This window comes from Barnesiella intestinihominis YIT 11860 (genome assembly GCF_000296465.1).
GTDB classification, from domain to species: domain Bacteria; phylum Bacteroidota; class Bacteroidia; order Bacteroidales; family Barnesiellaceae; genus Barnesiella; species Barnesiella intestinihominis.
On sequence record NZ_JH815204.1, the window covers coordinates 421911 to 434457 of the forward strand.

Sequence of the window (12547 nt, forward strand, 5' to 3'; positions counted from 1 at the left end):
AAATAGATAAAAGATTATGAAGTTAGATAGATTTATCAACCGCCCGGTATTATCGACCGTTATTTCCATTTTTATGGTCATACTGGGTGTTATAGGACTTGTATTTTTACCGATTACGCAATATCCAGATATTGCCCCTCCTACCATACAAGTTTCGACAACTTATACAGGTGCTAACGCTCAAACCATATTGAATAGTGTTATAGCTCCGTTGGAAGAGTCCATAAATGGTGTGGAAAACATGCTATACATGACTTCTACGGCAACCAATACAGGATCGGCGTCGATCAACGTATATTTTAAGCAAGGAACCGATCCCGATATGGCTGCCGTGAATGTGCAGAACAGGGTCGCTAAGGCTCAAAATCTGTTGCCGGCAGAAGTAACGCGGGTGGGTGTGATTACCGAAAAACGTCAGACGAGTATGTTGATGGTATTCTCTCTGTTCAGTCCCGACGACCGGTACAGCTTGGAGTTCCTTGAAAATTATGCAAAAATTAATGTCCTCCCCTTAATTCAGCGTGTATCTGGTGTCGGTGCTGCCGATGTTATGGCGACAGACTATTCTATGCGTATTTGGTTGAAACCCGATGTTATGGCGCAATATGGTTTGATGCCGGCGGATATTGCAGGTATTTTAGCTGAGCAGAATATCGAAGCCGCTCCCGGTCAGTTCGGAGATCAGGGAAATCAATCGTTCCAATACGTTTTGACCTATAAAGGCCGTTTACAAACCCCTGAGGAGTTTGGTAATATGGTGATACGAGCAAACGACGATGGGCAAATTTTGTACTTGAAAGATGTTGCCGATATTGAATTAGGTCGGTTGACCTATGGGTTTAAAAATTTCCAGAACGGGCATAATGCGGTAAGTGCGATGGTCTATCAGGCTGCCGGATCCAATGCCACTGCAATTATCGGCGATATTACAAATTTGTTGGAAGATATAAAGAAAGACCTTCCCCCCGGAATGGAAATCGAAACGACTTTGAATGCTAACGACTTCCTGTTTGCTTCGATTCACGAGGTAATCAAGACCCTTATCGAAGCCTTTATTTTGGTGTTCTTTGTAGTGTATGTCTTCTTGCAAGATTTCCGTTCGACGTTGATTCCCGCTATCGCTATTCCGGTGTCGTTGATCGGTACGTTCTTTGCCTTGTATTTGATGGGATTTAGTTTGAACTTGTTGACTCTTTGTGCATTGGTTCTTGCCATTGCGATTGTGGTCGATGATGCCATAGTGGTCGTCGAGGGAGTCCATGCTAAGTTGGATCAAGGATATAAGTCACCCCGTAAAGCATCTATCGATGCCATGCGCGAGCTTTCTGGCGCTATCATTTCGATTACGTTGGTGATGATGTCGGTGTTTATTCCGGTAAGTTTCATGCCGGGAACTTCGGGAACATTCTATCGGCAGTTCGGTCTCACGATGGCATTTGCCATTGGTTTCTCGGCGATCAACGCCTTGACGCTGAGTCCGGCTTTGTGTGCTATTTTATTGAAACCTCACAATAAAGACGGACATGAAAATAAAAAAACATCGTTTATCGATCGTTTTCATATAGCGTTTAATGCAGCATACAACACGATGCTCTCCAAATATAAAAATGGGGTTACCCATTTTGTCCATCATAAAAAACTTTCGTTTGCGGGAGTTATCGTAGGAGTTATTGTCTTGGTTATTTTAATGAACATCACTCCTACGGGACTTGTCCCGAATGAAGATACAGGTACGATAATGATTACAGCCGATTTGCAGCCGGGAACTTCTCAGGAACGTACGGAGAAAATTCTTATGGAGGTAGATAGTATTATCGCTACTCATCCGGCAGTAAAAAGTCGTACACAAATTTTAGGATTCAGTTTTATCGGTGGACAAGGGAATACCTATGGCTCTTTTATCGTGAAATTGAAAGATTGGGACGAACGTACCGGAAAAGGTATGGATGCCAATTCTGTAATCGGGACTCTTTATATGAAGTTCGCTACGGAAATAAAGGATGCCCGTGTATTGTGTTTTGCTCCGCCTATGATTCCGGGGTACAGTATCAGTAATGGTTTCGAGTTGAACTTGCAGGACAAGACCGGTGGTTCGCTGGATCATTTTTATGAAGTCGCTCAAAATTTCTTAGCTGAGCTGATGAAGCGACCGGAGATAGCGATGGCCTCGACGACATTTAATCCTGCGTTCCCGCAGTATATGGTCGATGTCGATGTCGCCAAATGTAAACAGGCCGGTATTAGCCCGAGCGATGTGTTGGCGGCTCTACAAGGTTATTTGGGAGGTATGTACTCTTCTAACTTTAACCGTTTCGGTAAATTGTACCGTGTCATGATACAAGCAGAACCGAGTGCTCGGGCCAATCCCGAAAGTCTGAACAACATAAAAATTCGTAATGGTTCCGAGATGGCTCCGATTACCAATTTCATTACCTTGAAAAAGGTATATGGTCCCGATAATATCAAGCGTTTCAATATGTTTACGGCTATGACTATTAACGGTAATCCGGCCGACGGATATAGTTCTGGTGAAGCTATTAAAGCTATCGAGGAAGTCGCCGCCGAAACATTGCCGGTAGGTTATGGATATGAGTTCTCGGGTATGACCCGTGAAGAGCAGGGTTCGAGCAGTGGTACGACTGCTATTATCTTTATGTTGTGCTTGGTATTTGTTTACCTGTTGTTAAGTGCTCAATACGAAAGTTACATTTTGCCGCTTTCGGTAATCCTCTCGATACCGTTTGGATTGGCCGGTAGCTTTATATTTGCATTGATGATGGGAGTCGAGAATAATATCTATTTGCAAATCGCTTTGATTATGCTTATCGGTTTGTTGGCGAAGAATGCGATTCTTATCGTAGAGTTTGCGTTGGATCGTCGTCGTACGGGTATGCCTATTATCAATGCGGCCATCGATGGAGCGGCAGCCCGTCTGCGTCCTATCTTGATGACGTCATTGGCGATGGTTATCGGTTTGTTGCCTATGATGTTTGCCAGTGGAGTAGGTGCTAACGGTAACGGCACTCTGGGAGCCGGAGCCGTGGGAGGTATGCTCATCGGTATGATATGTCAGATATTTATTGTTCCGGCTTTGTTCGTTGTCTTCCAGATTATTCAAGAAAAGATTAAACCTCTTAAATGGAACGATCTTGATAATTCGGAGGTTATTTCGGAGATTGAACAATATTCCAAATAAATTTGAGGTAACTCTATAAAACAGAGAATATATGAAACGAATTCTTTTATATACCGTGTGTGGTTTGGCTATGCTCACTATGTTTAATAGCTGCCACATATATAATAAATATCATCGACCCGATGTCGATGTAGAAGGCTTGTTCCGAGATACTGTTGCGGCAGGCGATACCCTTGCGGCAGATTCCTTGAATATGGGGAATTTGCCGTGGGAAGAAGTCTTTACCGACACGATATTGCAGAATCTCATACGCATTGGATTAGAAAAAAATAGCGATCTGCAAAGTGCCATGTTACAAGTAGAAGCGGCTCAGGCTAGTTTCAATGCCGCTCGCTTGGCGTTTTTGCCAACGTTGAATTTGACTCCGCAAGGCGGTGTAAGTAGTTTCGATGGTAGCAAAGCCTCATGGACTTACAATGCGCCGGTTACGGCAAGTTGGGAGATCGATATATTTGGAAGAGTGCTGAATTCAAAACGCAATGCAAAAGCTGTATTAATGCAAAGCGAAGCGTATGAACAAGCGGTTCGTACACAGATTATCGCTACCATAGCTAATGGTTATTACACCTTGTTGATGCTCGATAAGCAACTCGCTGTTACGGAAGAGACCGCTTTGTTGTGGGAAAAGAGCGTGGAGACGATAAAAGCGATGAAGATTGGAGGCATGACAAATGAAGCTGCGGTAGCGCAAAGTGAAGCGAATAGCTATATGATTGCGGCTTCGATACCGGCTTTGCGGCAACAGATAAGAGAAGCGGAAAACAGTTTGTCCACATTGCTTTATCAAGCGCCTCAGTCGATCGAGAGAGGAACGTTTGAAGACCAGAAACTCCCCGAAATGTTACAAGTGGGAGTCCCGGTTCAATTACTTTCCAATCGTCCCGATGTACGGTCGGCAGAGCTCTCGTTGGCTGCGGCATATTATACTACGAATATAGCGCGGTCTGCCTTTTATCCCAACTTGGTAATTTCGGGATCTGCCGGATGGACCAACTCAGCCGGGAGCATGATCGTTAATCCCGGAAAAGTGTTGCTGTCTGCAGCTGCATCGTTGGTACAACCGATATTCAATCATGGCAGTAATGTCGCGAATCTGAAAGCTGCCAAAGCTCAGCAGAAGATGGCTGCTATTAATTTCCAGCAGACAATCCTTAATGCAGGAAAAGAGGTAAGCAATGCTCTTTATCAAATTCAAACGACAAAGGAAACTCTTGTAAATAGAAATCAGCAGGTCGCTTCTTTGGAAAGAGCTGTTGAAGCTACCGAGTCGTTGATGAAGCTGGGCACTTCGACCTATCTCGAAGTCCTTACAGCTCAACAGTCGTTGTTGAATGCCCAGTTGTCCCAGATTTCCGATTCGTATCAATGCATGGTCGCTGTCGTCAGTTTGTATCATGCCTTAGGCGGAGGTCGGGAAATAGAGGAAAATACGAAGTAAAAATTAAAAATAATATACTATGATTAGTCCGTTAGCGTACGTCGATTCCAAAGCGGTGATTGGGAACAATGTGACGATTCACCCCTTTGCTTATATCGATAAAGATGTTGTCATTGGAGACAATTGTGTGATATATCCATACGCCAGTGTTTTGGCGGGAACTGTCATGGGAAAAAACAATCGGGTTTTTCAAGGTGCTATTTTGGGCGCCGAGCCGCAGGATTTCCATTATAAAGGCGATGCTACCCGGTTGTCTATCGGGGACGATAATATGATTCGAGAATATGTTATCATCAATAGAGCTACGACTCCCGAAGGAGAAACTGTCATTGGAAATAGAATTTGTCTGTTGAAAGGAACACGTATCGGACACGACTGCCGTGTGGACGACGATTGCATTTTAGGTATCGATTGTGACCTCTCGGGAGAGTGTCATATTCATAGTAAAGCAATTCTCGCCGGACGTGTAATCGTGAAAGAGCGCTGTCGGGTAGGTAGCTGGACTTTGGTGAAAAGCGGTTGCCGTACGGGTAAAGATATACCTCCGTATATTTTAGCTGCACATAATCCCATTACATATAAGGGAATAAATGCATTTATTCTTAGACGGCGAGGATTCGGTGAGGCTACTATCGAGAATATCGCTTTGGCTTATCGACAAATATATCAGTCGGGTACTAGTCTTGAAAATGCAGTGCTTCGTATTAAAGAAGTGGTGGAGCCAAGTCCCGAAATTGATTATATTCTATCTTTTATAGAAGATTCGAAAATGGGTATAATTGCTACCTATGGAGAAGAAAAATAAAGTAGAAAAGTAGACTGAAAGAAACCCCGGTTAAAAATAACCGGGGTTTCTTTTTATAAATGCCTATTCTCTTTTTCTATTTTAAATATATAAATATTTGATTATTATATAATTATGTGCTTCCCGGATAGCCTAGGTCTAATAGCGTTTGTTTTTATTAACGAAATAGCACATAATTAAGCGGTGAAAACTATTTTGGTTTCCAAAGTTTTCTATACATTTGCCGCGATAATGGGATAATTATTATGAATACAGAGTTACAACAGCGAATTATCAAGCAGGCAACCCGTATGTTTTTGTGTAACGGAATTAAATCTGTTACAATGGATATGATTGCGTCTCAATTAGGTATCTCGAAACGGACTCTTTATGAAAACTTCAAGGAAAAGAACGAGTTATTATTGGCTTGTTTGGAAAGTCAGGAAATGGAAAGAAGGGCTCGGTTGGAGGTATATTTTGCCAATCGAAAGAATGTGATTGATTTGTTGTTGAATGTTTATGAAGATATCCTCCGTTTCATGCGGAATACAAGCCCCATGTTTTTTGTGGATATGGAACGATATTATCCGAGAGTTAATGATAAGTATGAGAATGATAAGGAATGCCATAAACAAGCTACGGTCGATTTATTGAAAGAAGGTGTCGGTGAAGGTGTGATACGAGCCGATATCAATATGGAGATTGTAGCGACGCTATTGACTTTTCAATTTGAACTTTTAAAAAAATCAGATCAAATATTTAATTCTAAATATACTTTTACCGAGATTTTTGAAACGATATTTAAAAGCTTTATTCGAGGAATAGCTACTCCGGAGGGAGTAAAATATACAGATGAATTTTTTGAGGAGAATAGATAAAAAGATGGTAAAAACTTTAATGATGAAAAAAAACGTATGAACAAAATGACGATCATGCACCGAGTCGGTGCTATGTTGATGCTGTTCCTTTTCCCCGGAATATCTTGGGCTCAGGAACAGAAAGTTCAATCGGTAACTCTCGATTTGAAAACAGCTATCGGTATAGCGCTCAATGAGAATCCAACGATTAAGGTTGCCGATGTGGAGATAGAGAAAAAAGATTATTCCAAAAAGGAAACTATCGCAGGATTATTCCCTCGTATAGACGGTTCTGCATCATATAGTCGTACGATAGAGAAACAAACCATGTATATGGATTCAGAAGCATTCGATATGAGTGCCATGTTTACTCCTATATACAATACGATAAGTCAGCTTCACCCCGAGTTTCAGGTTCCGCAGACAGGAGGAGCTTCCTCTTCTTCCGGTGAAACAGGAATGAAAGTCGGGACAGATAATACTTATTCGGTAGGGTTTAGTGCTTCGTTACCAATTATCGCCCCTCAATTGTGGAAAAGCGTTCAATTGTCGAGTGCCGATGTCGAACAAGCGGTAGAAGCAGCCCGTTCCTCTCGGTTGAGTTTGGTTAATCAAGTAGAGAAAGCATATTATAGTCTGTTGTTGGCGCAAAACTCCTATGAAGTTATCAAAATGAGTTATGACAATGCCAAGTTAAATGCAAGGGATTACAAAAATAAGTTTGAACAGGGAACGGCTTCGGAGTACGATGTGTTAAGGGCCGAGGTGCAAGTCCGTAATCTTGAACCTACATTATTGCAAACCGAGAACAGTGTCAAATTGAGTAAACTTCAATTGAAGGTTCTGATGGGTATGGATATGACGGTTGATATAGAAGTTACCGACAAATTAGACGATTATGAGGCATCCATGTATGAGGAGACTTTGAATATCAATACCTCGCTTGAACAAAATACCGATTTGCGTAAATTGGATTTACAAACGGCCTATTTGAAAAAGGCAGTCGATGTACAGCGCATGGCTTGGTTTCCTACATTGTCGGCGACAGCTAATTACAACTGGATATCGATGAGTTATGGCGGTATGTTTGACGATTTCCGATGGAATCCTTATTCTACGGTCGGACTTTCTTTATCGCTGCCGATTTTTCAAGGAGGGGCTCGTCACTTTAAAATAAAACAAGCTAAATCGAATGTCTTGCAGTTGGGACTACAACGAGATAACTTGGTAAACTCTCTTTCGATGCAAGTGCAAATGTCGATGGATAATATCCAGAAATCTATAAAACAGATTGCTTCCAATAAGGAAGGTGTTCGACAAGCCGAGAAAGCATATTCCATCATGCAAAAAAGTTTCGAGATTGGTTCCGCTACTTTTGTAGAGCTTAACGATGCCGATTTGGCTTTGACGAACTCTCGTCTCTCGTATAATCAAGCCATATACGATTTCTTAGCGGCAAAGTCCGATTTACAATTGCTGTTGGGTAATACCGATTTGGAACAATATAAACAAGAGAAAAGCCAAGATAAGTAATACATTCATAGAATAATATAAGAAAATAAACATATGAAAAGAAATCATTTTTTCAACGTAATGGCTGTTTGTGCGGCCTTGTCGTTCGTCGCTTGTTCTGGACAGAAGGAGACTAGCGAACAAGTTGAGGAAGAAACTGTTCAACTTGTGAAAATTGCTAAGGTTATGGAGCAGGCTGTTCCGCAGGTCGTTTCATATACAGCTACGGTAGAACCCTATAAGCGTAATTCGATTAGTTCGTCTGTCCCCAATCGTATCAAAAAAATATATGTAGAAGTCGGTGATAAAGTCTATGCCGGACAAAAATTGGTAGATTTGGATCAAGCCAATTTAGCTCAGCAGAAGTTACAGTTGGACAATTTGGAGTTGGAGTATAACCGTGTAAAGGAGCTTTTTGCCGTAGGCGGTGCTTCTCAGCAGCAAGTAGATCAGTTGCGTACGCAATATGAGACGACCAAGACCGCTTATGGAAATTTAGATGAAAATACGGTTTTGGTTAGTCCTGTAAACGGAGTGGTGACTGCTCGTAATTTTGATAATGGCGATATGGCCAGTGGGGCTATTTTAACGGTGATGCAGATACAGCCTGTAAAAGTATTGGTCAATGTATCGGAGAGTGATTTCACGAAAGTCAAAATAGGTATGTCGGTCGATGTAAATGTCGAGGTATATGGCGATGAAGTTTTCAAAGGAAAAGTATCGTTGATACATCCTACGATAGATCCTGCTACCCGCACATTTGTGACCGAGATCAATATACCCAATACCGATAGTCGCATTCGTCCGGGAATGTTTGCCCGCGTAAATATTGATTTCGGGAATGTCAATCGTGTCGTAGTACCCGATCAGGCTGTTGTAAAACGTTCGGGTTCTGGGGACAGATTCGTTTACGTGTATAAAGATGGAAAGGTTTCCTTTAATCAAGTTCAGTTAGGGCGTCATATAGACAAAACTTATGAATTGATTTCTGGTGTAGAGAATGGAGCCGAAGTTGTGATCGCCGGTCAATCCAGATTGAAAGATGGAGCCTCTGTGAAAATTGCAGAGTGATTTTAAGATACCTAATTAAACTATTCACACATTAAAGAAAAATTATATGAGTCTATATGAAGGTTCGGTAAAGAAGCCAATTATGACGTCATTGTGCTTTGTCGCAGTGGCTATCTTGGGTATCTTTTCCCTTACAAAGCTGCCTATTGACCTCTATCCCGATATTGAGACCAATACGATTATGGTCATGACAGCGTATCCCGGAGCCAGTGCTGCCGATATAGAGAATAACCTTACTCGTCCGTTGGAGAATGCGCTGAATGCGGTGAGCGATTTGAAGCACATTACTTCGGAGTCGAAAGAAAATATATCGTTGATTACCCTTGAATTTGAGTTCGGTGAAGATATAGATGTACTGACGAACGATGTGCGTGATAAATTGGATATGGTAAAATCGGAGCTGCCCGATGAGGCGGAAAATCCCATTATTTTCAAATTTAGTTCCGATATGATTCCCATTGTGCTGCTTTCTGTTCAGGCGAATGAAAGTATGCCGGCACTGTATAAAATCCTCGATGATAACGTCGCCAGTCCTTTGGCGCGTATCAGTGGAGTCGGTTCTGTCTCTATCAGCGGTGCTCCCGAAAGAGAAATACAAGTCTATGTGGATCCGGTCAAACTCGAAGCCTATAATCTCAGTATCGAAGCTATTTCGTCGGTTATTGGCGCTGAAAACAGGAATATACCGGGAGGTACGTTTGATGTCGGTTCGGAAACTTATTCATTGCGTGTGCAAGGGGAGTTTAGCGACGCCACGCAAATGAACGATATCGTAGTCGGTAATTTCGGTGGAAAGACAATCTATTTAAGAGATGTCGCCGTCGTACACGATTCAGTCGAAGAGCGGGCGCAAGAAACCTATAACAATGGAGTACAAGGGGCGATGATTATCGTCCAGAAACAGTCGGGGGCGAACTCTGTGGAAATCTCCGATGCTGTTATGGAAGCACTGCCTAGATTACAGAAAAATTTGCCGAGCGATGTTAAATTGGGTGTGATTGTCGATACTTCGGATAATATTCGGAACACGATTGATACGTTGTTCGAAACCGTTATTTTGGCATTACTCTTTGTGTCGATTGTGGTATTCCTGTTTTTGGGTCGGTGGAGAGCTACTGTTATCATCGTCATTACCATACCTATATCTTTGGTCGCATCGTTCATTTATTTGGCGGCTACGGGAAATTCGTTGAATATCATCTCTCTTTCTTCTCTTTCGATCGCTATCGGTATGGTGGTCGATGATGCTATTGTGGTACTTGAAAATGTGACGAATCATATCGAGCGGGGAAGTGAGCCGATGCAGGCCGCCGTTCATGGAACGAATGAAGTGGGACTTTCTGTGGTGGCATCTACGTTGACGCTTATCGCCGTGTTCTTCCCGTTGACATTGGTGACAGGTATGACCGGAGTTCTTTTTCAACAATTAGGTTGGATGGTAACCATTATTATGGTTATTTCTATCGTGTGCGCTTTGGCCTTGACTCCCATGCTTTGTTCTCGTATGTTGAAGTTGCAACCGAAACAATCTAAGGCTTTCAAGATACTTTACGGTCCCATTGAGAGAGGATTGGACAGTTTCGACAATGCCTATGCACGTTTGTTGCATTGGGCTGTAGGACACCGCACGATAGTTATTGTTTCGTGTATGTCTTTCTTTGTTCTCAGTTTATTCTTGGTTCGGTTCGTGGGAACGGAGTTTATGCCTACTCAGGATAATGGGCGTATAGGGGTAATCGTGGAATTACCTATTGGAACGCGTACTGAAATTTCCAAAGAGATAGGTATGCGGTTGTATAATCAATGGATGGAACAATATCCCGAAATTGAAGTTTGTAACTTTACGGCAGGACAAGCCAGTACAGACAATACCTATGCTTCGATGACCGATAACGGTTCTCATATTTTGACCTTTAATATCAGTTTGAGTGATCCGGGAGAACGGAAGAGAACACTGTCGGAGATTTGTGATTTGATGCGTAAAGATTTGGCGGGATATCCCGAAATTAAGAAATCGCAAGTGAATTTAGGTGGTGGTATGTCGGCTATGGGTGGTGAGACCATGCTTGATTACGAAATCTATGGTTATTCGTTCGAAGAGACCGATAGTGTAGCGGCTCAGCTCTCTGCTTTACTCCGGGATATAAAGGGTGTTAGCGAGGTTCGTATTAGTCGTGCCGATTATCAACCTGAGTATCAAGTAGATTTCGACCGGGAGAAATTGGCTCTTAATGGTCTTAACTTGGCGACAGCTGCTACTTATTTAAGAAATCGTATTAATGGAGCTACGGCTTCCCAGTTCCGTGAGGAAGGGGAGGAATATGATATTAAAGTAATGTATGCTCCCGAATATCGTACATCGATAGAAGACATAGAAAATATTGTCGTTTATAATGCTCAGGGAAAAGGCGTTCGTGTGAAAGAATTAGGGACCGTTGTAGAGCGGTTTGCTCCGCCGACGATTGACCGTAAAGACCGTGAGCGTATCAATACGGTTTCGGCTATTCTTTCGGGAGCTGCGATGAGCGAAGTTGTTGCTGCGGCTCAGGAAAAAATAGACCAAATGTCGCTTCCTTCGGGTATCAGTATACAATTGTCCGGTACTTATGAGGATCAACAGGATTCTTTTGGCGACTTATTTACTTTGATGTATCTCATCGTGATTTTGGTGTTCATTGTAATGGCTGCCCAATTCGAGTCATTGACCTATCCGTTTATCATTATGTTCTCGTTGCCCTTTGCATTCTCTGGTGTATTCTTGGCCCTGTGGTTATCGGGCAATACGTTGAATGTGATGTCGTTGATCGGTGCGATAATGCTTATTGGTATTGTGGTGAAAAATGGTATCGTGCTTATCGACTATATATCGTTGAACCGGGAAAGAGGTATGGGAATACGTGAAGCCGTTGTAACAGGTGGACATTCTCGTTTGCGTCCTGTAATCATGACGACTTTAACTACGATTTTAGGTATGGTTCCTATGGCTATCGGTACGGGGCAAGGTTCTGAAATGTGGAGGCCGATGGGTACGGCTGTGATCGGTGGTTTGACAGTATCTACGATTTTGACATTGATTCTCATACCTGTACTTTATTGTGTATTTGCCTCTGTCGGTGTGAAGCGCAAACGCAAGAAACATCACGAACGACTGCTTCAAGATGTAAAGATAAATTCTAATAACTAAATCAAAATGTTCTGTTTTCCTTTTCCCAGAATCGGAAAAGGAAAACAGAACACTAAAAATATAATTCGATATGAAATCTGTTCTTATCACTTTTGATCAAGCTCACTATGTGCGAATTATCGAACTGTTGGATAAACTCTCTTGTCGGGGGTTCTCTTATTTCGAACAGATGAGAGGACGTGGTTCCAAGACAGGGGAACCCCACTATGGCAGTCATGCATGGCCTTCCATGTGTTCTGCCATTATAACCGTTGTCGAGGATAGTAAAGTAGAGCCGCTGTTGGAAAAACTGCATCAGATGGACGAGGCTACTCCTCAGCTTGGGCTACGGGCCTTTGTCTGGAATATAGAGCAAGCAATTTGACGGGTTTGTGTCCGAACATCACACACCCACCCAGAGGCTGCATCGAATATTTCGGTGCAGCCTCTGGGTGTATTAGGCCGTGAGGATATCTCAACGATTTGTCGAAAGGGGATAATTTGTAGTCCGATTGTCTTCATATTT

Annotated in this window: 8 protein-coding genes; all 8 read left to right on the forward strand. The window is 42.4% G+C overall.

Going from position 1 to position 12547, the window contains the following annotated elements:
* Nucleotides 1-16: 16 nt before the first annotated feature.
* The 8 genes from HMPREF9448_RS06570 (at nucleotide 17) to HMPREF9448_RS06605 (ending at nucleotide 12406) form a co-directional block, all read left to right on the forward strand.
* Nucleotides 17-3196 (forward strand): efflux RND transporter permease subunit, encoded by a 3180-nt coding sequence (locus HMPREF9448_RS06570; protein ID WP_008861803.1) that lies wholly within the window; start codon nucleotides 17-19, stop codon nucleotides 3194-3196.
* A 31-nt stretch (nucleotides 3197-3227) separates the two neighbouring features.
* On the forward strand, nucleotides 3228-4634 hold the full coding sequence (locus HMPREF9448_RS06575; protein WP_008861804.1) for an efflux transporter outer membrane subunit: 1407 nt from the start codon (nucleotides 3228-3230) through the stop codon (nucleotides 4632-4634).
* A gap of 19 nt (nucleotides 4635-4653) precedes the next feature.
* Nucleotides 4654-5439, forward strand: coding sequence for an acyl-ACP--UDP-N-acetylglucosamine O-acyltransferase (lpxA, locus tag HMPREF9448_RS06580; RefSeq protein WP_008861805.1), 786 nt, complete (start codon nucleotides 4654-4656; stop codon nucleotides 5437-5439).
* 245 nt (nucleotides 5440-5684) lie between these two features.
* A complete protein-coding gene (locus tag HMPREF9448_RS06585) occupies nucleotides 5685-6296 on the forward strand; it encodes a TetR/AcrR family transcriptional regulator (protein WP_008861806.1) in 612 nt (203 codons plus the stop codon).
* A gap of 36 nt (nucleotides 6297-6332) precedes the next feature.
* On the forward strand, nucleotides 6333-7808 hold the full coding sequence (locus HMPREF9448_RS06590) for a TolC family protein (protein WP_008861807.1): 1476 nt from the start codon (nucleotides 6333-6335) through the stop codon (nucleotides 7806-7808).
* 33 nt (nucleotides 7809-7841) lie between these two features.
* Entirely contained in the window at nucleotides 7842-8858 is a 1017-nt protein-coding gene (locus HMPREF9448_RS06595; RefSeq protein ID WP_008861808.1) for an efflux RND transporter periplasmic adaptor subunit, read from the forward strand.
* A gap of 46 nt (nucleotides 8859-8904) precedes the next feature.
* Nucleotides 8905-12042, forward strand: coding sequence for an efflux RND transporter permease subunit (locus HMPREF9448_RS06600; RefSeq protein WP_008861809.1), 3138 nt, complete (start codon nucleotides 8905-8907; stop codon nucleotides 12040-12042).
* Between the two features lie 70 nt (nucleotides 12043-12112).
* Nucleotides 12113-12406, forward strand: coding sequence for a PG0541 family transporter-associated protein (locus HMPREF9448_RS06605; RefSeq protein WP_008861810.1), 294 nt, complete (start codon nucleotides 12113-12115; stop codon nucleotides 12404-12406).
* Nucleotides 12407-12547: the final 141 nt, after the last annotated feature.